Source organism: Streptomyces sparsogenes, assembly GCF_001704635.1.
Classification (GTDB): Bacteria; Actinomycetota; Actinomycetes; order Streptomycetales; family Streptomycetaceae; genus Streptomyces; species Streptomyces sparsogenes.
In genome coordinates this window covers 91,973-115,523 of the sequence record NZ_MAXF01000041.1, presented here as the reverse complement: position 1 = coordinate 115,523, position 23,551 = coordinate 91,973, and the positions used below count along the sequence as shown (strand labels likewise).

Genomic DNA, 23,551 nt, shown 5'->3' with positions numbered 1-23,551 from the left:
GAGATGGCCTGGCGCAGCGAATACCCCGATGTACCGCCCTTGGACCTGCCGATCCACGAGGCCGTGCTGGCCCGGTCGAGCGCCGCGTACGGGGACCGGCCCGCACTGGTGGACGGGGTGGACGGCACGGTGCTCAGCTACGCCGAGCTGGACCGCGCCACCCGCCGCCTCGCGGCGGCGCTCGCCGAGGCGGGGGTGCGCAAGGGGGACGTGGTGGCGCTGCACAGCCCCAACTCGGTGCTGTATCCGGTGGTGTTCCATGGCGTGAGCCGTACGGGCGCGGCGGTGACCCCGGTGCATCCGCTGGCGACGGCGGAGGAGTTCGCGGAGCAGCTGCGGGACGCGAAGGCGGAGTGGATCGTCACCACCTCGGCGCTGCTGGGCGTGGCGCGGCGGGCCGGGGAGCGGGCGGGCGGGGTGCGGGAGGTGTTCGTGTGCGACGGCGCGCCGGGGCACCGGTCGGTGCCGGAGATGCTGGAGTGCGCGGGGCCCGAGCCGGTGGTGGAGATCGACCCGGCGGAGGACCTGGCGGCGCTGCCGTACTCGTCGGGGACGACGGGGACGCCGAAGGGCGTGATGCTGACCCACCGCAGCCTGGCCACGAATCTGGCGCAGCTGCGCCCGCTGGTGCCGACGGGGCCCGAGGACCGGATTCTGGCGGTGCTGCCGTTTTTCCACATTTACGGTTTGACCGCGCTGGTCAACGCGCCGCTGCGGGACGGGGCGACGGTGATCGTGCTGCCGCGCTTCGAGCTGGAGCGGTTTCTCGCGGCGATCGAGAAGCACCGGGTGACCGCGCTGTACGTGGCGCCGCCGATCGTGCTGGCGCTCGCCAGGCATCCGGCGGTGGCCGGGTACGACCTGTCGTCGCTGGAGTACGTGATGAGCGCGGCGGCGCCGCTGGACGCCGAGCCGGCGGCGGCGTGCGCGCGGCGGCTGGGGGTGCCCCGGGTGCTTCAGGCGTTCGGGATGACGGAGCTGTCGCCTGCCTGCCATGTGGTGCCGCGCCACGCGGAGGACGTGCCGCCGGGGACGGTGGGCAAGCTTCTGCCGAACACCGAGCTGCGCGTCGTGGAGACGGCGGGGGCGCGGCGGGACCTGGGGGCGGGGGAGGACGGAGAGATTCTGATCCGGGGGCCGCAGGTGATGCGGGGGTATCTGGGGCGGGCGGCGGAGTCGGAGGCGATGGTCGACGCGGACGGCTGGCTGCGCACCGGCGACGTGGGCCACGTGGACGCCGGGGGCTGGCTGTATGTGGTGGACCGGGTCAAGGAGCTGATCAAGTACAAGGGCTACCAGGTGGCCCCCGCCGAGCTGGAGGCCGTGCTGCTGGGGCACGAGGCGATCGCGGACGCGGCGGTGGTGGGGGTGGCGGACGCGGACGGCCAGGAGGTCCCGAAGGCGTATGTGGTGCTCACGCCCGGGGCCGGGCTGTCGGCGGACGAGGTGATCGATTACGTTGCCGGGCGGGTGGCCCCGTACAAGAAGGTGCGCCGGGTGGAGTTCACCGACGCGGTGCCGCGCTCGGCCACCGGCAAGATCCTCAGGCGCGAGCTGCGCGCGAGGGAAGGGAGCACGAAGGCCTCATGACAGAAGCTCGCGGGACAGACGCTCTCAGGACAGACGCTCTCGTACGGCGCGGGTACGCGCACGGCGTCACCACGCTCACCCTGGACTCGCCGCACAACCGCAACGCCCTGTCGGCGCGGCTGGTCGCCGAGGTGCGCGAGGGGCTGGCGGCGGCCGGGCGGGACCCGGCCACGCGGGCGGTGCTGCTGACGCACACCGGCACCACGTTCTGCGCGGGCGCGGACCTGAGCGAGCCGCCGACGGCCTCGGCGGCGCTGGACCTGGTCGCGCTGTTGCGGGCGGTGGTGGAGCTGCCGAAGCCGGTGGTGGCCCGGGTGACCGGGCATGTGCGGGCGGGCGGCCTGGGGCTGCTGGGCGCGTGCGACATCTCGGCGGCGGGCGGCGGCGCGAGCTTCGCGTTCACCGAGGCCCGGCTGGGCCTCGCCCCGGCGGTGATATCGATACCGCTGCTGCCGCGCCTGGATCCGCGCGCGGCGGCCCGCTACTACCTGACGGGGGAGCGGTTCGACGCGGCGGAGGCGGCGCGGATCGGCCTGGTGACTCTGGGCGAGCCGGGGGCGGACGTGGACGCGCTGCTGGCGCCGGTGCTCGAGGGGCTGCGGCGGGGGTCGCCGCAGGGGCTCGCGGAGTCCAAGCGGCTGGTCACGGCCGGGGTGCTGGCGGCCTTCGAGCGGGAGACGGACCGGCTGGCACAGCGGTCGGCCGAGCTGTTCGCCTCCGCCGAGGCCCGGGAGGGCATGGCGGCGTTCCTGGAACGGCGGGACCCGGCGTGGGTGGCGGAGCCGCCGGCCGACGGCACGGCGCCCGGCGGGGAGGCGCGATGACCCCGCGTGCCGCGCTGCGCGACCCCAAGCAGGACCGCAGCCGGGCGACACGGCAGCGGCTGCTGGAGGCCGCCGTGGCCTGCCTGGCCGAGCACGGCTGGGCCCGGTCCACGGTGGCGGTGGTGGCCGAGCGGGCCGGGGTGTCGCGGGGCGCGGCCCAGCACCACTTCCCGACCCGCGAGGACCTGTTCACGGCCGCCGTGCAGCACGTCGCCGAGGAGCGCTCGGCGGCCCTGCGCGCGCTGCTCTCGCACGAGCGGGGGGAGGGGCGGGAGCAGCGCGAGCCCGGGGGCCCGGGCCGGGTCGCGGAGGTGGTCGAGGCCCTGGTGGAGCTGTACACCGGCCCGCTGTTCCGGGCCGCGCTCCAGCTGTGGGTGGTGGCCTCGTACGAGGAGCAGCTCGGCGCGCGCGTGGCCGCCCTGGAGGCCCGTATCGGCCGGGAGACGCACCGGATGGCCGTGGAGGCCCTGGGTGCCGACGAGAGCGTGCCGGGGGTGCGGGAGTCCGTCCAGGGCTTCCTGGACATGGCGCGCGGCCTCGGCCTCGCCAATCTGCTCACCGACGACCGCGCCCGCCGCGACCGGGTGGTGGCGCAGTGGGCGCGGATCCTCGACGACGTGCTGCGCGCGCCGAGCTGACGTGCTGCGCGCGCCCGGCTGACGTGCTGCGCGCGCCGGGCTAGCGGGAGATGTCCCCGAAGCCCTCGATGTCGTGCGGGCTGCGCGGGCCGGGTCCGGTGTAGCGGGCGGAGGGGCGCACCAGGCGGCCGGTGCGCTTCTGCTCCAGGATGTGCGCGCTCCACCCGGCGGTGCGGGCACAGGTGAACATGGACGTGAACATGTGCGCCGGGACCTCCGCGAAGTCCAGGACGATGGCCGCCCAGAACTCGACGTTGGTGGCCAGCACCCGGTCCGGCCGCCGGTTGTGCAGCTCGTCCAGGGCGGCCCGCTCCAGCGCCTCGGCGACCTCGAAGCGCGGCGCGCCCAGCTCCTTGGCGGTGCGCCGCAGCACGCGGGCGCGCGGGTCCTCGGCCCGGTAGACGCGGTGGCCGAAGCCCATCAGCCGCTCGCCGCGGTCCAGGGCCTGCTTGACGTAGGAGGTGGCGTCGCCGGTGCGCTCGATCTCCTCGATCATGTGGAGCACCCGGGAGGGCGCGCCGCCGTGCAGCGGGCCCGACATGGCGCCGACCGCGCCGGAGAGGGCCGCGGCGACGTCGGCGCCGGTGGAGGCGATGACGCGGGCGGTGAAGGTGGAGGCGTTCATGCCGTGCTCGGCGGCCGAGGTCCAGTAGGCGTCGACGGCGGCGACGTGCTTGGGGTCGGGCTCACCGCGCCAGCGCCGCATGAAGCGCTCCACGATGGTCTCCGCCTTGTCGATCTCCCGCTGGGGGACCATCGGCAGGCCCTGGCCGCGGGCCGACTGGGCGACGTACGACAGCGCCATCACGGCGGCGCGGGCCAGGTCCTCGCGGGCCTGGGCCTCGTCGATGTCCAGGAGCGGTTTGAGGCCCCAGACGGGCGCCAGCATGGCCAGCGCGGACTGCACGTCGACGCGGATGTCACCGGAGTGGACCGGGATGGGGAACGGCTCGGCGGCGGGCAGGCCGGGGTTGAACGCGCCGTCGACCAGCAGGCCCCACACGTTCCCGAAGGAGACGTGGCCCGCCAGGTCCTCGATGTCGACGCCTCGGTAGCGCAGCGCGCCGCCCGCCTTGTCGGGTTCGGCGATCTCCGTCTCGAACGCGACGACTCCTTCGAGTCCGGGTACGAAGTCGGACATCAGGCGGCTCCTCGTGATGTGGTCGACGGTGGGCGGGCGCCCGTGCTGCGGAACGGGTGGTGCGTGCGTACGGCTCCCGGTACAGGGTGCCCCGGGATGTCGCCGGGGACGGCGGCGCCGGGACGGCTCCACGGTCGCGTGCGCGGCTCGCGGTCCGTACCGGTCACCCCGGTGATGCCCCGTACGGGCGGGTGTCATCCGGCCGCGCCGGGCGCGTCCGGCCCGACGGGCGCATATGGTCAGCCACAGTCTGGTCTCTGAGGTACCCCCGGGGAAGCGTGAGAAGCGGCACACCCCCCACCACCCCGGAAAGGGTTACGCCGTGGCCGGGAGGGGGAGGAGGAATCGCTCGTTCGGGGCAGTACCTGCGGCACGGTGTTGATGTTGCAAGATATGCGCGTGCCTCACGTTGACCCGCAATTCTCGGCGCGTCCGGCCGCGCGCACCTACGACCCGGCCGCCATGCGCGAGCACTACCGCGCGGAGGGCATCACCGAGCGCGACCTCGCGGCGGACCCGTACGAGCAGTTCACGCGGTGGTTCGAGCAGGCCGTGGCGAGCGGTCTGTTCGAGCCCAACGCGATGGTGGTCGCCACGGCGGACGCCGCCGGGCGCCCCAGCGCCCGCACGGTGCTGATGAAGAGCTTCGACACGCGTGGCTTCGTCTTCTACACCAACTACACCTCGCGCAAGGGCCGTGAGCTGGCCGAGAACCCGTACGTCTCGCTGCTCTTCCCCTGGCACCCGATCGCCCGCCAGGTCATCGTGACGGGCACGGCGCGGCGCACCGGCCGGGACGAGACGGCCGCGTACTTCAGGACCCGCCCGCACGGGTCGCAGCTGGGGGCGTGGGCGAGCGCGCAGTCCTCGGTGGTCGGCTCGCGGGAGGAGCTGGACCGGGCGTACGGGGAGCTGGTGGACCGCTATCCGCCGGGGGAGCAGGTGCCGGTGCCGCCGGAGTGGGGCGGCTTCCGCGTGGTGCCGGACGCGGTGGAGTTCTGGCAGGGCCGGGAGAACCGGCTGCACGACCGGCTGCGGTATGTGCCGGGCCCGGGCGGGGAGGGCTGGCGGATCGAGCGCCTGAGCCCCTGACGGATCGCCCCTGACGAACAGGTGAACGCCGGAGTGAAGGGGGCGGAAACGCAGGCGACCCGCGGGTCTGTACCCCTGCGCCGTGGCGCGAGGGGGCCGGTCGGACGTACCGGCGACCCGCGGGTCGGGTGACTGCTTGGGATTGGCCGGCCGCACATCCTGCGATGCGCGTGTCCGGCGAATGCGCTGAGCGCGACGACGGACTGCTAGCCCGCAGCCACCTCACGCGTCCGGATTTGATACATCTGCCGAACCACCTCCCTTCTCGTGTGCTCCACACCCTAAGAAGCGGCTCGCCGGGCCACAAGTGAATTTCCGGGGCGCAACGATTTCGCGGAATCCGGTGTGGCGCGTGTCACGTTCGAGTTGAATGTCGGACAGGCCCAGCAGGTCCCACCAGGGGGGTGTCCCGTGAGCGCTTCGGAGGTCCGGCCGCCGCGGCCCGCGTCCGACCGGGGGGACGACTCGGGGCTGCTCGCCGCGCTGCTGGACGGCATGGACGCGGCCCTGTGCGCCTTCGACGCCGACGGCACCGTCACCCACTGGAACCGCGAGGCCGAGCGCATCCTCGGCTGGTCGGCGCGCGAGGCCGTCGGCCGCAAGGGCCTCGCCGGGTGGGCGGTGCGCGCGGCGGACGCCCACGAGGTGGAGGCGCGGCTGATGGCGGCGATGGACGCCCCGGGGCGCCATGTGCACGAGTTCGCGCTGCTCACCAAGGACGGCGGGCGGGTCCTGGTGCGCACCCAGTCCTCGGCGGTGCCGCGGGCGGACGGGCGGCCCGGCGGGGTGTACTGCGCCTTCAGCGAGGTGCACACGCAGATCGACCTGGAGCGTGCCATCGCGCTCAGCGAGGCGCTGCTGGCCGACGCCTCGTGGAGCGTGGTCCTGGTCGACGCCGATCTGCGCCCCGCGGCCGTCAACAAGAACGCGGCCCGCGCGCTGCGCACCAGCCGTACGGCGGCGCTGGGCCGCCCGCTGGGGGACCTGCTCGACCAGGGCGTGGAGGAGCTGGAGACCGCGCTCCAGCACGTCCTGGCGGAGGGCGCGCCACCGGCGCCCACGGAGCTGTGGGTGAGCCTGCGGGAGGCCGGCGAGGGCCTCAGGGGGTTACGGGGCGGCGGAGGCGGGGCCGGCGCCGAGGACGACGGCCGGCTCGAGGGCGGCGCCCGGCCCGACGGGGGCACCGCCGCGCGCCGCTGCTGGCGCAGCGGCTTCCTGAGGCTGGCGTCGCCGCTGGCGGAGGAGCCGGTGCCGCTCGGGGTGGCGTGGATCTTCCAGGACGTGACGGAGCTGAAGCGGCACGAGCTGGACAGCTCGCGGCTGCGCTTCCGCGGCAATCAGCTCCAGCGGGCGGCGCGGGCGGCGGCGGAGTGCGAGGACCCGGCCGAGGCGGCCACCGTCCATCTGGACTTCGCGCTCGCGGGCTTCGCCGACCACGCCCTGATCGACCTGGTCCTGGAGGCAGCCCCGAGCGCCGGCCCGCGAACCGGTTTCGGGGCCGCTTCGCAGGCCGCCGGTGCCGGTGACGGCGCGGAGCGGATCCGGCTGGTGCGGGCGGCCGCGACGCCGGGCGGGGCCCCCGGCCCGTGCCCGGCGATCGTCGCGGGAGGCATTCCGGTGGCCTACGGGGAGGGTCACCCGGCGCTCCAGGCGGCCGAGCGCTGCGGACCGGTGCGGGTCAGCGCGACCCGCGCGGAGGAGACGGGCACCACCTCGTGGGCGGCGGCCCGCAAGTGGCCCGCCGGCACGCTCCACGCCCTGTGCGCCCCGCTGCGCAGCCGGGGCCGCACCCTGGGCGTGGCCACCTTCCTGCGCGGCTCCGGCCGCCGCCCCTTCGACCGGGCGGACGCCGCGTACGCCGAGGACGTCGCCGGCCGCGTCGCGGCCGCCCTCGACCTCGCCCAGCAGCTCGGCTAGCGGCGCGTCCGATTCGCGGTGAGTATGAGACAGCGACACGCCGTGGTGTCGGCGTGTCGCTGTCCGATACTCACCGCAAACACTCACCGCACATCACGGGCATCAGCGCCGGTAGAAGATCCGGTCGCCGTACGCGGCCATGACCCGCCCGTTCCAGTCGTGGCCGCCGTCCACATTGCCCGAGCGCAGCATCGGCGGGTCGATGCCGCGCGCGGCCAGCTCGCCCGCCGCCGTGGCCATCACGGCCTGCATCAGCGCGGAGGTCACGACCGTCGAGGCGGGGCCGAAGGGCGCGCCGACCCCGTCGGCGGTCAGCTCGGCGTCGCCGACCGCGATCTTGCTGTCGAGGACCAGGTCGCAGTGGTCCTTCAGGAAGTCCCCGGAGTGGTGCCGCGAGGTGGTCGCGGTGGTGTACGCGACGGAGGTCACGCCGATCACCTTGAGGCCGGCGGCCCGCGCGTGCATGGCCATCTCCACGGGCAGCGCGTTGCGCCCGGACAGCGAGATGACGAACAGCACGTCGCCCGCCCGCGCGGGGCTGTTGTCCAGGACGGCTCCGGCGAGCCCGTCCACGCGCTCCAGGGCGCTGCCGAGCGTGGCGGGCACCACGTCGACCCCGACCACCCCCGGCACCGGGAGGAGGTTCATCAGGGCCAGGCCGCCCGCGCGGTAGACGACGTCCTGGGCGGGCAGCGAGGAGTGGCCGGCGCCGAAGGCGAAGAGGCGGCCGCCCGCGACGACGGTCTCGGCGATCAGGGCCCCCGCCGCGCCGATGGCCTCGGCCTCCTCGTCGCGTACCCGCCGCAGCAGGCCGATGGCGGCGTCGAAGTACTGCCCGGCCAGCTTGCTCTCGCTCATCCCCGAGTGGTCCTTCCGTAGGTGTCGGTCGTCGGTCGGTTGTCAGTCCTCGGCGGTCGCCGGCCGGTCGCCGGTCGGTCGCCGCGTGGCGCGGATCACGTTGGGCCGTCGGCCGGGAGGCTGTCAACACCGGATCGGCCCGGGGTCGCACCGATGGGGGCGGCGGCGCCTGACTCGGCCCCATTGTCGGTGGGATGCGTCAGAATTGTGGTCAGGGCCACCGCACGACACATTCGAGGGGCACGCATGTCCGGACTCATCGACACGACGGAGATGTATCTCCGCACCATCCTCGAGCTTGAGGAGGAGGGTGTCGTCCCGATGCGCGCCCGTATCGCGGAGCGGCTCGATCAGAGCGGCCCGACGGTCAGCCAGACCGTGGCGCGCATGGAGCGCGACGGCCTGGTGCAGGTCGCGGGCGACCGCCATCTGGAGCTCACCGAAGAGGGCCGCCGCCTGGCGACGCGCGTGATGCGCAAGCACCGGCTCGCCGAGTGTCTGCTGGTCGATGTGATCGGCCTGGAGTGGGAGCAGGTCCACGCCGAGGCCTGCCGCTGGGAGCACGTGATGAGCGAGGCGGTGGAGCGGCGGGTGCTGGAGCTGCTGCGCCACCCCACCGAGTCGCCGTACGGGAACCCGATCCCGGGCCTGGAGGAGCTGGGCGAGAAGGCGGAGGCCGACCCGTTCCTGGACGACAGCATGGTGAGCCTGCGCGAGCTGGAGCCGGGCACGGAGGGCAAGACGGTGGTCGTGCGCCGGATCGGCGAGCCCATCCAGACGGACGCCCAGCTGATGTACACGCTGCGCCGGGCGGGCGTGCAGCCGGGCTCGGTGGTGAGCGTGACCGAGTCGCCCGGCGGCGTGCTGGTGGGCAGCAGCGGCGAGGCCGCCGAGCTGGACCCGGACATCGCCTCCCACGTGTTCGTAGCCAAGCGCTGACCCCCGCCCCCTTCAAGCCCCGCTCCCCTCAGCGTCCTCCTACCCCCCCGCGCCCGCGTGATCCGGGCGACACGCTGACCGAATCGGCCGGTGCGGCCGGCGGGGCGGCCGTGACCTGCGGTGACCGGCTACCGGCGGGTTTTCCCGGTGCCGGAGTTGGTGGAAAGCGAGCGGCCGGGCCGCCGCCGTGCGACTCTGTCGCGTAGGCGTAGGCATATATGCACGAGGCATGAGCGCGTGCGTGCGCCGAGGTGTGCTGCGCCGAGATGTGCAGGGGCCTGGGGCCGGGGCATCCGAGGTCTGCTCGGCTGCCCTCCCGGGCCGGGGGGAGGGGGCTCTCATGTGCCTGACGGGCGGTGTCGCCCAGCGGGCGTACGACAGCGAGGGCCCCGGCGCCTTGAGTCGCCGGGGCCCCGCTTCCCCATGTCCCCCCGCTGGGCCCCCGGCCGCACGGTCCGCTGTGACGCGGCCCGTGCGGCCGGAGGCCCTGGCGACCCGGAGCCCCGAGCTCTCAGGGTCGCTCCCCGCGGACTTCCTTCCCCGAGCAGTCCGCCTCCCGCTAGCTGTCTCCCCTCGGTGCGGACGATCAACCCCCTGGCACGGTCACTCGAACGAGGGGTGTTGCCCGGTCGTGACGGCGTGTTCGAATAAAGGTTCGATACCCTGCGGTTGGTCGAGGGAGGAACGGAGGTGCCAGAACAGATGGCGCGGCGCATCGACGTGACGGGAGCCGGCGGCGTGCGGCTCGCCGCCTGGGAGTTCGCCGATCCGCCCAAGGCGGACGGCGGCGAGCCGACACCGCCCGGGCCGGGAGTGCTTCTGCTCCATGGCCTGATGGGCCGGGCGGCCCACTGGGCGCGGACCGCGCGCTGGCTGGCCACCCGCCATCGGGCCGTCGCCCTCGACCAGCGGGGCCACGGCCGCAGCGAGAAGCCCGCCGACGGCCCGTTCGACCGCGCCACGTATGTGGCCGACGCCGAGGCCGCGGTCGAGCAGCTGGGCCTGGCCCCCGTCACCCTCATCGGCCACTCCATGGGCGCCCTCACCGCCTGGCAGCTGGCCGCCCGCCGCCCCGACCTGGTCCGGGCGCTGGTCATCTGCGATATGCGGGCCTCCGCCCTGGGCTCCGCCTCGCAGGCGGAGTGGGCCGAGTGGTTCGCCTCCTGGCCGCTGCCCTTCGCCACCCTCGCCGATGTGCGCAAGTGGTTCGGCGAGGACGACCCGCGGCTGGAGCGGCCGAATCCGGCCAGGGGCGAGTTCTTCGCCGAGGTCATGACCGAGCGCTCGGACGGCTGGCGCCCGGTCTTCTCCCGCCGCCAGATGCTCAAGGCCCGCGCGGCCTGGGTGCATGACGCCCATTGGGAAGAGCTCGCGCTCGTCGAGTGCCCCACCCTCGTGGTGCGCGGCCTGGACGGCGAACTGGGCCGGGCGGAGGCGCAGGAGATGGTCCGTGTCCTGCCCCGCGGTGAGTACGCGGAGGTGACGGACGCGGGCCATCTCGTCCACTACGACCAGCCGGACGGCTGGCGCCGGGCCGTGGAGCCCTTCCTGGCCTCGGTGTTGCCCGCGTAGCCCGGTCACCGCCCGTGGGCGCGGGCCTCGGCGGTGGTCTTCAGGTCGCGCAGCCAGGCGTCGAGGCCCGCGCCGAGTGCCGCGGTCGCGGTGGGGATGTCGGCCTCGACCTGGGCGCCGGTCCAGGTCTCCTCGGTGTGCACCCGGACGCCGCCTTTGACCTTGGTGAAGGTCCACAGGTGGACCCCCTCGTCGATGCGCAGCCCCTCGCCGATCGCGGGCCCGCGCCACAGCACGCAGTGGCCGCGCTGGAGCTGCCGGACGGTGGAGGTGATCTTCAGGGTGGTGGCGGGGGTCGAGGGGGTGGCGGGCGCGGGGGTGGTCCACCGGAACCGCGAACCCTTCCGCAGCGGGCCGGGGTCCAGGCGCTCCGCGGTGAGGACGGGCGGCTGCCAGGACGGCCAGCGCTCCACGTCGGTCTGCAGCGAGAAGACGGTGCTCAGCGGTGCGTTGATCACGGTGTCGGACCGGTAGCGAATCCGGGCGTCGGGGTCGACGCCTTCTCCTCGGCACTGCGCGGGACGGCTGTGGGGGGCGGGCGGGTCGGCCTGGGCGGGCGGGGCGGCGGCCCCGAGGACGCCGGCGAGGGCGAGCGGGACGGTGAGGGCGGCGGCGCGTACGCCGGCCCGGGGCCGGGGCTGCGGGGCGGGGGAGTGCGAACGGCGGCTGCCGAACATGGTGGTTCCTCTCGTTAGGGCATGGTGGGTGAGGTCGCGGGTGAGGCCGTCGTGGTCGCGGTTCGGGACGGTGGCGCTGGCAGGGACGGCGGCGCGGCTCGGGACGGTGGCGCGGGCAGGGGCGGCGCCGGGTGCTACGGGGTCAGCACGACCTTGCCGGCGACGGTGCCGGATTCGGCCAGCCGCACGGCCTCGGCGACGCGGGTGAGCGGCAGTTGGGCGGCGATCCGGGCGGTGATGTCACCGCGCTGGAAGGCGGCGAAGACCTGGGTGAGGTCGTGGCGCAGCCGGGCCCGGAAGCGGTTCTTGGCCAGGGACCGCCCGGCCCAGGCGTTGTAGAAGTAGGCGCGGCGGCGGTTGGGCAGGGCGTTCCACAGCCAGACGCGGCCGAGGAGTTTGAGCACGGGCCACTGCTTGGAGCCCCGGTCGTCCCGGGTGGAGGCGCTGCCGTACGAGACGAGGGTGCCGCCGGGCGCGAGGAGGCGCCAGGAGTCGACGATGCCCCGGCCGCCGACGTGGTCGAAGACGGCGTCCACCCCGCCGGGAGCGAGCTCGCGGATCCGCGCGGCGACGTCCCCGGCGCGGTAGTCGACCGGGGTGACCCCCTGCTCCCGCAGGGCGGCGTGGTGGCGGGTGGACGCCGTGCCGATCACCTTCGCCCCGGCGGCGTGGGCGAGTTGGACCAGGACCGAGCCGACGCCGCCGTTGGCGCCGTACACCACGACGGTCTGCCCCGCGCGGACGCGTGCCTTGCGGTGGAGCATCTGCCAGGCGGTGATCCCGTTGATGACCAGGGTCTCCGCCTCCGCCGCGCCGACCCCGTCGGGGACCTCGACCACGTCCGCCGCGTCGACGACCACATGGCTGGCCCACCCGCCGACCTTCACCAGCGCGGCCACCCGGGTCCCGGCCGTCGCCGGCGCGACGCCCTCCCCGGTCGCCGCCACCGTGCCGACCAGGTCATAGCCCGGCACGAACGGGAACGGCGGCTGGTCGTAGTAGCGGCCGCGCCGCATCTGCTGCTCGGCGAACGAGACGCCGGTCGCCTCCATCTTGATCACGACCTGTCCCGGTCCCGGAGAGGGGACCGCCCCGCCCGAGCGGACCTGAAGCCCTTCCGGCTCCACCGTGCCCGGCAGGACGACCTCGACGAGTCCTTCGGCGTTCATGACGACCTCCACTGCGCTCCGCGCTGTCTATAAGTTCTCGCGTTCGTTAGAAGTTATAACTGGACGGCGGGGCGGACGTCAACAGGGTTCGTGATAGCTTCTAACTAAATCTTGAAGCTGTAGACCCGCAGGTGAAGAGGGGTGGCAGGCGGACCATGGCGGAATCGAGCAGCGCAACCCCGCGCGAGCGCTACCGCGCCCAGGTGCGCGCGGAGGTCAAGGAGCGCGCGTGGGAGCAGATCGCCACGGCGGGGGCCTCAGCCCTCTCCCTCAACGCGATCGCCAAGCGGATGGGCATGAGCGGACCCGCCCTCTACCGGTACTTCGCCAGCCGCGACGAGCTGATCACCGAGCTCATCCGGGACGCGTACCGAAGCCTCGCCGACACCCTCCGCGCGGCATCCGAGGAGTCCGGCGCCGACGTGGCCGCGCTGGCGCACGCCCTGCGCGGCTGGGCCCTGGACGACCCCCAGCGGTACTTCCTCGTCTACGGCACCCCCGTCCCCGGCTATCACGCGCCCGACGACATCACCGCCATCGCCTCCGAGAACATGGCCACCCTGCTCGACGCCTGGACCGCGCGGCCCTCCGCCGACCCCGCGCCCCCCTTCGCCGAACACCTCGAAGGCCTCGGCCGCCAATGGGTCGACGACCACCCCGCCCCGCCGGCGGCCCTCCACGGCGCCCTGACCTTCTGGACCCGGCTGCACGGCGTCCTGTCCCTGGAACTCGCGGGCCACTTCAACGGAATGGGATTCGACCCCGCCCAGCTCTTCGCGGCCGAACTGGACAGCCTGCTCACGGGCGGCGGCCACTGAGAGGTCAGCGCGCCTTGGGGAAGGCGGCGCGCAGCTCGGGCCGGTTGACGATGAACGCGGCGGGCGCGAGGGCGAGGGCGCCCGCGATCTGCGGGACGACGAACCACAACGGGAGGGCGCCGGGGATGGAGTCGATGGCGACGATCGCGATCGGCACGACGACGGCGATGACGCGCACGCGTATATAGGCCCAGCGTGCGCCCCGTGAGGCGACGACGGTCAGCCAGTACGCGACGACGGCGCTCGCGAACATGCCGCCGGCGCGGCCCCACATGAACGACGTCACCTCGCGGCCCATGACCGAGCGGACGACGACCACGGCGAGGACCGCGACACTGAACGAGCCGTAGGCCATGACGAGTCCTCACCGTGGCGAAGGCCCGCAGGGTGTCCGGGCGGGTGATGTGGTCGGTCGCGGCCGTGGTGCGGCTGGGAGTTGCCATGGCTCCTGCTTCCTCGGGCTGTCCGGTGTCGATTCGACGCTAGGGAGCGCAGGGCCGGGGCGGTATGCGCCTGGACGCACAGGGGGGTGGGTCCAGCCCTACTTCTGCGCTGACCCGGCCGGATCCGGACTCCCCGGGGCGCACAGTGGAGTCACTGGGTCATGAAGTACCAAGGAGAATCATGAAACCGCTGGGGTCGTGGGTGACGAGTGCGTGCGTGGGGTTCGCGCGGGCGTGCGTCGTGGTGGCGGTCGCCATGCTGGTCCCGGTCGTATGGGCGGCCGCCGTGGCGCTGTGGTTCTGGTGGGGTGGAAACCCGTGGTCGTGGATAGGCCCCTTCGTATGGGCGAGTATCGGCACCGCCGCCCTGTCCCGCCCGGTCTGCCGGATGGTCCGTTCCCTCGTCGCGAAGTGGACGGGCACCCGCATCCCCGCCGGATACCGGGAGGCCACCCCGGTGACCCAGATGTCGACCGGGTACTGGTGGAACGGTTTCTCCTACTCGCGTACCAGCGAGGACGCCCGCCGGGAGCAGCGCTTGCGGCTCTGGTGGAGCGATCCCGCCACCTGGCGTGATCTGCGGTTCACCGCGATCGTGCCGATCACCATCGGGGTGATCGCGGCCATCCCGCCGGCCGGAGCCGTGGCGGCGGTCCTCGGCTTCAGCCAACCGGGGTCCGCTCGGGTCGGGGCGGTCGGGGTAGTCGGCGTGCTCGTGGCCATCGGCACCGCCCCGTACGCCTGGCGGTCCGTCGAGCCGGTGGCCGTACGCCTTCTCCGTCCGTCGTCGGCGATGGCGCTGGCCGACCGGGTGGACGAGCTGACGGCCCAGCGCGCCGACACCACGCTCGCGCAAGCCGCCGAGATCCGCCGGATCGAACGGGACCTGCACGATGGGGCGCAGGCGCGCCTGGTCATGCTCGGGCTGTCCCTCGCGACCGCCGAGAAACTGATGGAAACCGACCCCGACCAGGCCAAGGCGCTGATGCGAGAGGCGCGGATCGGCGCCGCCACCTCGCTGGCCGAGCTCCGCGAACTGGTCCACGGCATCAACCCGCCGGTACTGAACGACCGGGGGCTCGTCGACGCCGTACGCACCCTGGCCATGGACAGCCCGCTGGAAACCAGCGTCAGCGCCGACGTTCAGCCGCGCCTGGAGCCCCCGATCGAGTCCGCCCTGTACTTCGGAATCGCCGAACTGCTGACCAACGCGGTCAAGCACGCCCATGCGACCCGGGGCCGGATCGCCATCACCCAGGACGACACCGGCATCGTCGTCGAAGTCGAGGACAACGGCCGGGGCGGGGCCGATGAGCGGGCGGGTGGCGGACTCGCGGGGCTGCGCCGCCGCCTCGCCGTCTTCGACGGCACCCTGGAGATCACCAGCCCGGCAGGGGGCCCGACCCGCGCGAGGATGATGGTGCCGTGCGCATCGTTGTAGCCGAAGACCTCTACCTCCTGCGCGACGGCATGGTCCGCCTCATCGAGGCATGCGGACACCAGGTGGTGGCGACGGCCGCCACCGGACCCGAGACGCTCGCCGCGCTGCTGAGGTGGCGGCCGGACGTCGCCGTCGTCGACGTCCGGATGCCTCCGACCCAGTCGGACGAGGGCCTGCGGGCGGCCCTCGCCGCCCGCCGCGAGGTTCCCGGACTGCCGGTCCTGATCCTCTCCCAGTACGTGGAGCAGCTGTACGCCCGCGAACTCCTGGCCGACGACGCCGGCGGCATCGGCTACTTCCTCAAGGAGAGCGTGTTCGACGCCGATCAGTTCATCGACGCCCTGGAACGCGTCGCCGCCGGCGGCACCGCCATGGACCCGGCCGTCATCACCAAGCTGCTCTCCAGCGGATCCTCGAACCGACGGCTGGAACGGCTCACAGAACGCGAACACTCCGTGCTCAGCCTCATGGCGGAGGGGCTGTCCAACCAGGCCATCGCCCAGCGGCTCTTCCTCAGCGAAAGTGCCATCAGCAAATACACCACCTCGATCTTCGGCAAACTCGGCATCACCGACGACGACAACAACAATCGCCGTGTCCGGGCCGTCCTGGCCTACCTCAACAAGCCCTAGCTCTAGGTAATGACGCGCCCACTTGCCGGAGCGGTTCCGTCCGACCCGTCAACGCGGCCCACGACTAGGAAAGTTGCTGTTGGCGCGTTTCCTGGTCGTCACGTCGTGAATGCCCGGTGCTAGTCTCTTCGGTGCGATAACGGAAGCGTTCCTGATCAGGGGGTGGGATCGCGTGCAGGCTAAACGCAGGGCCTCGGCCATCGTGTTGACGGCTTCACTGCTGCTGGGTGGCTCGATGGCCCTGGCACCGACGGCGTCCGCGGTGGGGTCGTCGGCATGCCGGTTCGATTCACCTGACGTCAATTTCAAGGTCCGCACCAGTGGAGCGACGTTCCGGACCGGCCCCGGAAAGCGTTATCACGTGATCGGGACGCTTTACCGGGGGGATTCCTTCCGCTATTACTGCCGGACGGGTGGCCTCAAGGACTTCAGGAAGAGCTGGTCGTACGGCAAGCTCCTGAAGCGGAGCCATTCGGGAATTCCGGCCGGAACGAAGGGCTGGGTCTACAGCAAGTACCTCGACTAGCGACGGCCCGAACTCTCAGGTGCGCCAGAGTGTCCAGCTGTCGCCGCCGCACTCTTCTTGCAGCACTTGTTCCTCGTCCCCGCTCGCAGTGGGCAGGGCTACGCACTTGCCGCTGTTACGGCTGATCAGCTTCCATGCGTGGCGGGAAGTGTCGTAGCGGAAGCTCCAGAGCTGATCCGGGAACAGATCTTGCTCGTCGTCACCGCACAGATACTGCGTGATGATGGCGTCGTTCTCCTTGCGTGCCGCATCGACCGAAAGGCACAGACCGCTGTGCTGATTGCGGATCGAGTACGTGGTTCCGGCTGATCCGGCGTCTTCCGCGGTAAGTTTCCAGAACTGCTCGGTGCTCGCGCCACAGCCGGTCTGGATGAGGCCTGCCGATGGGATGGTGTTCTCCGGGGGCACGGACAGGCACAAGTGGCTGTCGACATTGGTCAGGCGGAACAGGCCCTTCGGCAGCGGCGGTGCGTCAGCGCGGGCGCGCGGCTTCTGGCCGGGCGATGGGGTGGCCGACGGTGCCGACGGTGTCTGCGGCTTCGACGGGGTCGCCGTGGGTGCGGGCCGCCTTGTGCCGCCGGACGGGCGCGTGAACGGATCGGAGGACCGCGCCGAGGGCCCTGGCGTCGGGCTGTGGGGCGTCGTGATCGTCGGCGTGGCGGACGTGGTGGGTGCCGCGCCTGACGTTGCGGTGTTCTGGCTGTCGGTGACGAACCACATGCCGCCCAGCAGCGCCGCGAGCGCGCCCCACTGGGCGGGGGTGCGCCAGCGCCGGAAGCGGTCCCGGCGGTCGCCGGTCCTGCCGGTCGCCGGGGAGCCGCCTCCGGCCGGTGGGCCGTCCGCCCCGGACGACGCCTGTTGGGGAGCGCGCGGTCCTGCGTTCGAGTGGAGGTACTTCTCCTGGTCCTCCAGGGCGGCATTCCGGGCCTGTAACGCGTCGGACTTGGCCTCTTCGGCGATCGTCAGGCTCTCTCTGGCCTGGCGGAGTTCCTCCCCGGCATCCCCGTCCGCTGTCGGGTCCTGCGTCTTTCCGCGCTCAAGCCGGTGGATGACCTCGACCAGGCTCCGGATGCGCTCTTCCGCTTCCGCCAGGTCCGTCTCGGCCTGCCGCCGCGCCTGTACGGCCTTCTCCACGGCCTGCTGTGGCTTCGATGCCGGGGCCTGCCGCGGCTGCTTCTGGTCAACCAGTTCGTAGAGGCGTTTGGCCTCTTCGTGCCGCTGCTGCCGGGTGCGGGCGTCGCGTACCTGGCGGTTGATGACCTCATGCAGGATGTGGGCGGGCACCGCCCGCTCGCCGGAGCGGTACTGCCCCCACAACGTCTTTCCGCCGCCTTGCGGATAGCGCTCGGCGAGCTCGCGCAGCGTCAGGCCTTCCGTCAGCCGGCACAGCATTCCCGCTAACTCGTTGATGTGCTCCGACTCGCCCCTCAGCCCTTCAAATGGCCGGCCAGTCCTGCCCATGAACCCCCCTTTGTCCGCGGACAATCCCCCGATGTCCGCCGCCGACCTGCACCGAAGGTGAACGATCTTGATGGAAAACAGTCCGGCCCGCAGCGTCGATGTCATGCACCGGATCCCCGTGAACGGACCGGTGCCCGGAATCACATCAACGCTGAAAGGACTCTACCCATGCGTATACGCGGACTGACGCACTCCACAGCACGGCGGCTGTCCACTGCCAAGAAGGTTCTGTTCCTGCTCGGCGCGGCCTCTCTCGTCGCCGGCATCCCCGCGTATGCCGACCCGCAGCAGCCCGTGTCGGGCGAGCCTGTCGCCATGGGCCAGATCGTCTCGGCCGAGGACAGCGTCTATGCCCTGGCCGAAGACAACTCCGCGGTCTACGAGTGGTCCTCCGACACGGTCAACTGGCAAAAGGTGGGCGGCCCCGCGAAGGACCTCTACGCGAGCGCCGACGCCGTCTACGCCACCGACCCGGCCACAGGCGACCTCAACAAGTACAACGGCGAGCCCGGCCAGTGGTCCCGCATCGGCGGCGCCGGCACCGCCTTCGCCGCCACCAGCGAGCACCTGTACGGCATCGGCCCCGACGGCACCGGTGTGTGGGAGTACACCGGCCAGGGCGACACGTGGACCAAGGTCGGCGGCCCCGCCAAGGACCTCTACACCGGCCCCGCCGCCGCCCTGTACGCCACCGACCCGGCCACCGGCGAACTCAACAAGTACGCGGACGGCCAGTGGGCCGGCATCGGCAGCTCAGGCGCCGCCTTCGCCGTCACCGACAACAACGTCTACAAACTGGACCCCGACCGCTCCGGCGTCTTCGAGTACAACACCGAGGACAACCAGTGGAACAAGGTCGGCGGCCCCGCCGGCGAGATCTTCAGCAGCAACACCCTGTACGCCACCAACCCCGACACCGGTGACCTCTACAAGTACAACGGCCGGCCCGAGGAGTGGAACCGCGTCGGCGGGCCCGCCGCCGCCTTCACCACCAGCGGCGACCGCCTCTACCGCCTCGCCTCCGACCACCGGTCCGTCCAGATGTACAGCGGCACCGGGGCGGACGACCAGTGGACCGACCTCCACGCGCCGACCGCCCCCGCGGTCTCGGACGACAAGCTCGCCCGACTCAAGAGCCTGACGCAGGAGGGAGAGGACGCCCGCCGCGCCTGGTACGCGGCCCTCTACGAACACCAGAGCGGCACGCCCGACCCCTACGAGTTCGACTGGTCCACAAACGGGTGCAACGCGCCTGCCCCCGACTCCATCGGCGGCTTCGACTTCACATTCGCCTGCTACCGGCACGACTTCGGGTACCGCAACTCCAAGGCCCTGCTGGGCAAGGAGTCCTTCCACAACAGCGTGAACGGAGACTCCGACAAGGACCGCATCGACCGTGTCTTCCACCAGGACCTGAACACCATCTGCGAGAGCCGGGACTGGCCCGTCGACCACACCGCCGTCGAGCGCGCGCTGTGCCGCCGGGCGGCCGGCCTCTACTACCAAAGCGTCCTCGCGGCAGGCCTGCTCGAAACCCGGTGATCCGCTGAACCACCCGTCGCCCGGCCGGCGCCCCGCCGACCGGGCTTCGGCTATGCGCCGAGGTGGTCGAACTCGCCTGCCTTTATGCCGCGTATGAGGGTGCGGAGCGGGTGGGGGGCTGTCGTGACGACGACGTTCGGGTCGTCGCTCTCCCGGAGTTGTATCGCGCCGTCGACGGTGGCCAGCTCCACGCATTCACCCTCCTCGTGGGAGAAGGAGGACTTCTGCCAGATGAGTGGGGCGGTCATCAATGTGCCTTTCATAGCTCTCGGACGATCGAGTCGAGGAGGTCTCGCGATGCGTCGCAGCTGAGGGAAGCTGCCTTCACTGCCTCGAAGAGCGTGCGGTATTTCCTGAGGTGCGGCTCCGCGTGCAGGAAGCTCACGCCCGGGGCGGTGTCGATCTGCACGGTGTCAAGCTGCGGAACCGGGCCGCCTGTGTAGTACATCGCGTGGCCGGAGCCGATGGGCTCTTCCACGCGAAAGGGAATCACCCGCAGGGTGAGGTTCGGTCGCTCGCACAGTTCTCGGAGATGTTCGAGCTGTGCGCGGGCCACCTTTCGGCCGCCGAATCGCATCCGCAGCGCGGCCTCGTGAATGACGGCTTCGAACGGCTGGGGTTCGTCGCGCAGAAGGATCTTTTGGCGCTCCATCCGGAAGCCGAGCCGTGCTTCCATTTCTGCCTGAGGGAGGCGGGGGAAGGTGAAGCTGAAGACCGTGCGGGCGTAGTCCTGGGTCTGGAAGAGGCCTGGCACGTGGGTGATCTGGATCGTGTGCAGATAGGTGGCGTGGTGCTCCATCTCGGCCAGGTCGAGCATCGATGCGGGGAGCACGCCTCGGTACGCCTCCCACCAGCCCTCGCCGCGCTGCTCGTACGTCATCGCGGACAACGCATCGACAAGTGCGGTGTCGTCGCACGAGTAGAAGGCCGCCAGGCGACGTACGCGCTCCTCGCTGACGCCGACACGACCCGACTCGATGTGGCTGACCTTCGCCGGATCGACCCCGAGCAGCCGTGCGGCGTCACGGGCGGTCATGGCCGCAGCCTCGCGCATCTTGCGCAACTCGGTGCCGAGGCGCTCCTGTCGAGCAGTTGGGGTGCTCCTCGGTGGCATGACGTCCTTCCCTGGCTCGTGACGAGTGTGGCGTCCCGCCGTACGGCGGTCTACCTCGTTTGGGGGCAGTTTCGACTTCAAGGTTGCCCCGGAGTCATCTTGAACCCTACCGTCTGTGGCGTACCGCTCACGCACCGCTCAACGAGAGAAGCAACCGCATGGGCAACTCCAGGCCGCACCGGCCCCACTCGTACACGCTCTACTGCCCGCCCCTCGAGACATCCCCCTGCATCGCTCGCGACTTCGTCACCTCCGTACTCCGTCGCTTACAGCTCAACGACGCGGTCGACACCGCGGCACTGTGCACCGCCGAACTCGCCGCCAACGCCTACGCCCACGCGCCGGGCAACGGCTCCGTCCTCTGGCTCGCCGTCGAGCCCGCCGAGGTCTGCGTCACCGTCTACGACGGCAACCTGACCGAACCGCTCCTCCGCCCGCCCAGCCTCGACGCCGAAGGCGGCCGGGGGTTGCGGATCGTCGAGGCGCTGGCGGACAAGTGGGGGACGACGCCCGGCGCCCCGCTGGGGATCGGCGGGGCGGAGGGCAAGGGCGTGTGGTTCTCGCTCGCCACGGGCAGCGCGTGAAGGGGGAGACCGACAGGCAGCGCGTCAGCCCTTCGTGACCGCCGTCAGGATCTCCGGCAGCCGGGCCGCCACCCGGGGGGCGGCCAGGCGGAGGCCGGCCAGGGCGAGCGCCGCGCCGTACGCCGCGCCCAGGGGGAGGAGCAGCCACAGCCGGTCGTCCGCGCCCGCCGTGTGCATCCAGATCGTCGCGCCGATCAGCGGCGCGCACAGCGCCGCGCCGGTGAGCATGCCGCCGAAGATGCCCGCCCACGCGAGCCCCGCCTGGGCCGGGACCACGTTCTTGTAGCCGCTGTCCTGCGGGATGGAGTACGGGTACAGGGCCGAGGTCATGGCGCCGGTCGCCACGAGCGCGCCGAACAGCGCCAGGGCGAGGCCGAGCGCCTCGGGGGCCGCCGCCCACTCGTCCATGAGCGCGGCCGAGCCGAGCACCACCAGCGTGACGTACGGGACGCCCACCAGCGCGAGGGCCAGCGCGCGGCCGCGCAGCTCCAGGTAGGCGTCGCGCGGGGAGGAAATGGTCTGCGCGACCATCCAGAACGCCGAGGAGTCCTGCCCGAACTGGTTGTACATCTGCATGCCCAGCAGCCCCGCGGCCCAGCAGGCGGTGTAGACGCTCCCGCCGCCCTGGACGGTGGTGACGAAGGGCACCAGCAGGCCGACGGCCAGCGAGGTCACCCACGCCGACTTGGTCTTCGGGTCCCGCCACGCGTAGCGCAGCGTGCGCAGTACGACCGTGCCGGTGCGGTCGTCGGGCAGCAGGCGGTGGAGGGCCGGGCGGGCGCCCGCGGGGCGCTCGCGGCGGGGCTCGGCGGCCTGGATCGTCGAGGAGTCGGGCGAGGTCATCAGGTGGGTGAGACCGCGCTGCCACCACCACAGCAGCAGGGCCAGCGCGGCCGCCGACAGGGCGAACTGGGCGGCCGCGGGCCCGTACGAGCCGTCGCTGACGCCCTGGACGGCGTCGAAGGCCGCCGCCGGCGGCACCCAGCGCAGCACGTCGGCCACCGGCTCCAGGGAGGCCAGCCCGTTCTCGCCGGACAGCTTCCCCACACCGACGTTGAGCAACTGCGCGCCCACCGCCACGAACAGGCCGCTGAGCAGCGCCAGATCGCGGCCCCGGCGGCTGCTGAGCAGCCGCGTGTTGGCGGTGGCGACGGCGCGCGCCAGCGCCGCGCACAGCAGCATCGTCAGGACCACGGCCAGCACGCCCGCCGCCGCGGCCGCCGCGCCGTGGGCCACGGCGATCACCGACCCCACCGCGAGGGTGAGGGTGAACAGCGGGCCGATGCCGATCAGGGAGGACACCAGCAGGGCGAGGACCAGCGGCCGGGGCCGCAGCGGCAGCATCACCAGCCGGGTGGGGTCGAGGGTCTCGTCGCCGCTGGGGAAGAACAGCGGCATCACGGCCCAGCCGAGGGCGAAGACCGCGGCGAGGACGGTGACCAGCGCGGCGGCATGGTCGTGGCCGCGCAGCGCGATCAGGCCGAGCAGTTGGAGCGCCGCGAAGAGGAGGGTGAAGACGACGGAGCCGATGTACGCGGCGCGCCGCTTCGCCGACTGCCGCAGCCCGTTGCGCAGCAGGGACAGCTTGAGCCGGACGAACAGCGCGGTCAGGGGGGCGGGGGCGGTCAGGGAGCCGGTGGCGGTCATCGGGCGCCGCCGCCCAGCCAGTCGAGGTCGTGGCCGGCCGCGCGGTCGTTCGCGCCGACCAGCTCCAGGAAGGCGTCCTGAAGCGAGGGCGCCGCGCCCCGCACCTCCGCCAGCGGGCCCTGGGCCCGGATCCGCCCGGCGGCGAGCACCGCGACCCAGTCGCACAGCGACTCCACCAGCTCCATGACGTGGCTGGAGAAGACGACGGTGGCGCCGGAGCGGGTGTAGCGCTCCAGCACGCCGCGGATGGTCTGCGCGGAGACCGGGTCCACGCCCTCGAAGGGCTCGTCCAGGAAGAGGACTTCCGGGTTGTGGAGCAGCGCGGCGGCCAGGCCGATCTTCTTCCGCATGCCGGTCGAGTAGTCGACGACCAGCTTGTGCTGCGACCCCGCGAGGTCCAGCACGTCCAGCAGTTGCGTGGCGCGCTTGTCGACCTCGTCGGCGGCCAGGCCGCGCAGTCGCCCGGTGTAGTCGAGGAGTTCGCGGCCCGACAGCCGCTCGAACAGCCGCAGCCCCTCGGGCAGCACCCCGATCCGCGCCTTCACCGCGACCGGGTCCCCCCATACGTCGTGCCCGCCGACCTCGACCGTGCCGGAGTCGGGGCGCAGCAGCCCGGTCACCATGGACAGGGTGGTCGTCTTGCCTGCCCCGTTGGGTCCGACCAGTCCGATGAACCGCCCGGCGGGCAGCTCGAGATCGATCCCGGCGACCGCCACCTGCTCCCCGTACCGCTTCCACAGCCCCCGTATGAGCACGGCGGGCGGCGTGCCCGCGCGTCCGGCCGACGTCTCGTGCTCCCCTGGCTCCTTCTCCACCGGTCCCGCCTTTCGCGCATGCGGAGGCCGGTCAACGCCCCCGTCGGGCATCCACGATACGTGCGCGACCGGCGCGCGCCGCGCGGGCCTCCGCGCCCGCGGCGCGCCTCG

Annotated in this window: 23 protein-coding genes; 13 read left to right on the top strand and 10 right to left on the bottom strand. The window is 72.5% G+C overall.

The window, feature by feature from the left end; all coding sequences use genetic code 11:
• The first annotated feature begins 3 nt into the window (after positions 1-3).
• From BBH68_RS10155 to BBH68_RS10145, 3 genes are read left to right on the top strand one after another with little or no spacing between them, the layout of a single operon-like run.
• The gene (locus BBH68_RS10155) at positions 4-1,590 is read left to right on the top strand and encodes an AMP-binding protein (protein WP_065960892.1); all 1,587 of its coding nucleotides are present in this window, start codon (positions 4-6) and stop codon (positions 1,588-1,590) included.
• Positions 1,587-2,414, top strand: coding sequence for an enoyl-CoA hydratase family protein (locus BBH68_RS10150; RefSeq protein WP_065960891.1), 828 nt, complete (start codon positions 1,587-1,589; stop codon positions 2,412-2,414). Before BBH68_RS10155 ends, BBH68_RS10150 begins: the two co-directional genes overlap by 4 nt.
• Positions 2,411-3,052: a TetR/AcrR family transcriptional regulator gene (locus BBH68_RS10145; RefSeq protein WP_065960940.1), complete on the top strand. Its 642-nt coding sequence runs from the start codon at positions 2,411-2,413 to the stop codon at positions 3,050-3,052. The genes BBH68_RS10150 and BBH68_RS10145 overlap by 4 nt, the downstream gene beginning before the upstream one ends.
• 40 nt (positions 3,053-3,092) lie before the next feature.
• Here BBH68_RS10145 and BBH68_RS10140 read toward each other — a convergent pair whose 3' ends face one another.
• Positions 3,093-4,193, bottom strand: coding sequence for a citrate synthase 2 (locus tag BBH68_RS10140; RefSeq protein WP_065960890.1), 1,101 nt, complete (start codon positions 4,191-4,193; stop codon positions 3,093-3,095).
• 393 nt (positions 4,194-4,586) lie between these two features.
• Here BBH68_RS10140 and pdxH point away from each other — a divergent pair, with 393 nt between their 5' ends.
• Complete coding sequence (gene pdxH, locus BBH68_RS10135; protein WP_065960889.1) at positions 4,587-5,285, top strand: pyridoxamine 5'-phosphate oxidase; 699 nt, start codon at positions 4,587-4,589, stop codon at positions 5,283-5,285.
• Between the two features lie 411 nt (positions 5,286-5,696).
• Entirely contained in the window at positions 5,697-7,202 is a 1,506-nt protein-coding gene (locus BBH68_RS10130; protein WP_245737980.1) for a PAS domain-containing protein, read from the top strand.
• 102 nt (positions 7,203-7,304) lie between these two features.
• On the opposite strand, the gene BBH68_RS10125 is transcribed toward BBH68_RS10130, so the two are convergent.
• Positions 7,305-8,060 (bottom strand): SIS domain-containing protein, encoded by a 756-nt coding sequence (locus BBH68_RS10125; protein ID WP_065960888.1) that lies wholly within the window; start codon positions 8,058-8,060, stop codon positions 7,305-7,307.
• Between the two features lie 246 nt (positions 8,061-8,306).
• Here BBH68_RS10125 and BBH68_RS10120 point away from each other — a divergent pair, with 246 nt between their 5' ends.
• Together BBH68_RS10120 and BBH68_RS10115 are read left to right on the top strand one after the other, a co-directional pair.
• A complete protein-coding gene (locus tag BBH68_RS10120; protein ID WP_065960887.1) occupies positions 8,307-8,999 on the top strand; it encodes an iron-dependent transcriptional repressor DtxR in 693 nt (230 codons plus the stop codon).
• 702 nt (positions 9,000-9,701) lie between these two features.
• Positions 9,702-10,571 (top strand): alpha/beta fold hydrolase, encoded by an 870-nt coding sequence (locus BBH68_RS10115; RefSeq protein ID WP_065960886.1) that lies wholly within the window; start codon positions 9,702-9,704, stop codon positions 10,569-10,571.
• A gap of 5 nt (positions 10,572-10,576) precedes the next feature.
• Here BBH68_RS10115 and BBH68_RS10110 read toward each other — a convergent pair whose 3' ends face one another.
• Complete coding sequence (locus BBH68_RS10110) at positions 10,577-11,248, bottom strand: SRPBCC family protein (RefSeq protein ID WP_065960884.1); 672 nt, start codon at positions 11,246-11,248, stop codon at positions 10,577-10,579.
• A 134-nt stretch (positions 11,249-11,382) separates the two neighbouring features.
• The gene (locus tag BBH68_RS10105; RefSeq protein WP_065960934.1) at positions 11,383-12,417 is read right to left on the bottom strand and encodes a medium chain dehydrogenase/reductase family protein; all 1,035 of its coding nucleotides are present in this window, start codon (positions 12,415-12,417) and stop codon (positions 11,383-11,385) included.
• Between the two features lie 155 nt (positions 12,418-12,572).
• Here BBH68_RS10105 and BBH68_RS10100 point away from each other — a divergent pair, with 155 nt between their 5' ends.
• A complete protein-coding gene (locus BBH68_RS10100; protein ID WP_065960883.1) occupies positions 12,573-13,235 on the top strand; it encodes a TetR/AcrR family transcriptional regulator in 663 nt (220 codons plus the stop codon).
• Between the two features lie 4 nt (positions 13,236-13,239).
• On the opposite strand, the gene BBH68_RS10095 is transcribed toward BBH68_RS10100, so the two are convergent.
• Positions 13,240-13,590, bottom strand: a complete 351-nt coding sequence (locus BBH68_RS10095; protein WP_245737979.1) for a hypothetical protein — start codon at positions 13,588-13,590, stop codon at positions 13,240-13,242.
• Positions 13,591-13,859: 269 nt separating this feature from the next.
• On the opposite strand from BBH68_RS10095, the gene BBH68_RS10090 reads away from it, so the two are divergent.
• The 3 genes from BBH68_RS10090 (at position 13,860) to BBH68_RS10080 (ending at position 16,277) form a co-directional block, all read left to right on the top strand.
• Complete coding sequence (locus BBH68_RS10090; protein WP_065960882.1) at positions 13,860-15,119, top strand: sensor histidine kinase; 1,260 nt, start codon at positions 13,860-13,862, stop codon at positions 15,117-15,119.
• Positions 15,104-15,751: a response regulator transcription factor gene (locus BBH68_RS10085; RefSeq protein ID WP_065960881.1), complete on the top strand. Its 648-nt coding sequence runs from the start codon at positions 15,104-15,106 to the stop codon at positions 15,749-15,751. Before BBH68_RS10090 ends, BBH68_RS10085 begins: the two co-directional genes overlap by 16 nt.
• 172 nt (positions 15,752-15,923) lie before the next feature.
• Positions 15,924-16,277, top strand: coding sequence for an SH3 domain-containing protein (locus BBH68_RS10080; RefSeq protein ID WP_065960879.1), 354 nt, complete (start codon positions 15,924-15,926; stop codon positions 16,275-16,277).
• A 15-nt stretch (positions 16,278-16,292) separates the two neighbouring features.
• Here BBH68_RS10080 and BBH68_RS10075 read toward each other — a convergent pair whose 3' ends face one another.
• On the bottom strand, positions 16,293-17,843 hold the full coding sequence (locus BBH68_RS10075) for an RICIN domain-containing protein (RefSeq protein ID WP_065960877.1): 1,551 nt from the start codon (positions 17,841-17,843) through the stop codon (positions 16,293-16,295).
• 63 nt (positions 17,844-17,906) lie between these two features.
• Between BBH68_RS10075 and BBH68_RS10070 the strand changes: the two genes are divergently transcribed.
• The gene (locus tag BBH68_RS10070; protein WP_065960876.1) at positions 17,907-19,280 is read left to right on the top strand and encodes a phospholipase A2; all 1,374 of its coding nucleotides are present in this window, start codon (positions 17,907-17,909) and stop codon (positions 19,278-19,280) included.
• A 50-nt stretch (positions 19,281-19,330) separates the two neighbouring features.
• On the opposite strand, the gene BBH68_RS10065 is transcribed toward BBH68_RS10070, so the two are convergent.
• The gene (locus BBH68_RS10065; protein WP_065960875.1) at positions 19,331-19,528 is read right to left on the bottom strand and encodes a DUF397 domain-containing protein; all 198 of its coding nucleotides are present in this window, start codon (positions 19,526-19,528) and stop codon (positions 19,331-19,333) included.
• A gap of 11 nt (positions 19,529-19,539) precedes the next feature.
• Complete coding sequence (locus BBH68_RS10060) at positions 19,540-20,394, bottom strand: helix-turn-helix domain-containing protein (RefSeq protein ID WP_065960874.1); 855 nt, start codon at positions 20,392-20,394, stop codon at positions 19,540-19,542.
• Between the two features lie 158 nt (positions 20,395-20,552).
• Between BBH68_RS10060 and BBH68_RS10055 the strand changes: the two genes are divergently transcribed.
• A complete protein-coding gene (locus tag BBH68_RS10055) occupies positions 20,553-20,978 on the top strand; it encodes an ATP-binding protein (protein ID WP_065960873.1) in 426 nt (141 codons plus the stop codon).
• A 24-nt stretch (positions 20,979-21,002) separates the two neighbouring features.
• On the opposite strand, the gene BBH68_RS10050 is transcribed toward BBH68_RS10055, so the two are convergent.
• Entirely contained in the window at positions 21,003-22,625 is a 1,623-nt protein-coding gene (locus BBH68_RS10050) for a transporter (protein ID WP_065960872.1), read from the bottom strand.
• Positions 22,622-23,491, bottom strand: a complete 870-nt coding sequence (locus tag BBH68_RS10045; RefSeq protein ID WP_425428798.1) for an ABC transporter ATP-binding protein — start codon at positions 23,489-23,491, stop codon at positions 22,622-22,624. Before BBH68_RS10045 ends, BBH68_RS10050 begins: the two co-directional genes overlap by 4 nt.
• Positions 23,492-23,551: the final 60 nt, after the last annotated feature.

Coding starts and splice junctions, on each gene's coding strand:
- BBH68_RS10150 (WP_065960891.1), top strand. CDS start 1,587: ATGACAGAAGCTCGCGGGACAGACGCTCTCAGGACAGACGCTCTCGTA.
- BBH68_RS10105 (WP_065960934.1), bottom strand. CDS start 12,417: ATGAACGCCGAAGGACTCGTCGAGGTCGTCCTGCCGGGCACGGTGGAG.
- BBH68_RS10060 (WP_065960874.1), bottom strand. CDS start 20,394: ATGCCACCGAGGAGCACCCCAACTGCTCGACAGGAGCGCCTCGGCACC.
- BBH68_RS10055 (WP_065960873.1), top strand. CDS start 20,553: ATGGGCAACTCCAGGCCGCACCGGCCCCACTCGTACACGCTCTACTGC.
- BBH68_RS10120 (WP_065960887.1), top strand. CDS start 8,307: ATGTCCGGACTCATCGACACGACGGAGATGTATCTCCGCACCATCCTC.
- BBH68_RS10070 (WP_065960876.1), top strand. CDS start 17,907: ATGCGTATACGCGGACTGACGCACTCCACAGCACGGCGGCTGTCCACT.
- BBH68_RS10110 (WP_065960884.1), bottom strand. CDS start 11,248: ATGTTCGGCAGCCGCCGTTCGCACTCCCCCGCCCCGCAGCCCCGGCCC.
- BBH68_RS10145 (WP_065960940.1), top strand. CDS start 2,411: ATGACCCCGCGTGCCGCGCTGCGCGACCCCAAGCAGGACCGCAGCCGG.
- BBH68_RS10065 (WP_065960875.1), bottom strand. CDS start 19,528: ATGACCGCCCCACTCATCTGGCAGAAGTCCTCCTTCTCCCACGAGGAG.
- BBH68_RS10115 (WP_065960886.1), top strand. CDS start 9,702: ATGGCGCGGCGCATCGACGTGACGGGAGCCGGCGGCGTGCGGCTCGCC.
- BBH68_RS10125 (WP_065960888.1), bottom strand. CDS start 8,060: ATGAGCGAGAGCAAGCTGGCCGGGCAGTACTTCGACGCCGCCATCGGC.
- pdxH (WP_065960889.1), top strand. CDS start 4,587: ATGCGCGTGCCTCACGTTGACCCGCAATTCTCGGCGCGTCCGGCCGCG.
- BBH68_RS10045 (WP_425428798.1), bottom strand. CDS start 23,491: ATGCCCGACGGGGGCGTTGACCGGCCTCCGCATGCGCGAAAGGCGGGA.
- BBH68_RS10090 (WP_065960882.1), top strand. CDS start 13,860: ATGAAACCGCTGGGGTCGTGGGTGACGAGTGCGTGCGTGGGGTTCGCG.
- BBH68_RS10050 (WP_065960872.1), bottom strand. CDS start 22,625: ATGACCGCCACCGGCTCCCTGACCGCCCCCGCCCCCCTGACCGCGCTG.
- BBH68_RS10155 (WP_065960892.1), top strand. CDS start 4: ATGGCCTGGCGCAGCGAATACCCCGATGTACCGCCCTTGGACCTGCCG.
- BBH68_RS10100 (WP_065960883.1), top strand. CDS start 12,573: ATGGCGGAATCGAGCAGCGCAACCCCGCGCGAGCGCTACCGCGCCCAG.
- BBH68_RS10075 (WP_065960877.1), bottom strand. CDS start 17,843: ATGACATCGACGCTGCGGGCCGGACTGTTTTCCATCAAGATCGTTCAC.
- BBH68_RS10140 (WP_065960890.1), bottom strand. CDS start 4,193: ATGTCCGACTTCGTACCCGGACTCGAAGGAGTCGTCGCGTTCGAGACG.
- BBH68_RS10095 (WP_245737979.1), bottom strand. CDS start 13,590: ATGGCCTACGGCTCGTTCAGTGTCGCGGTCCTCGCCGTGGTCGTCGTC.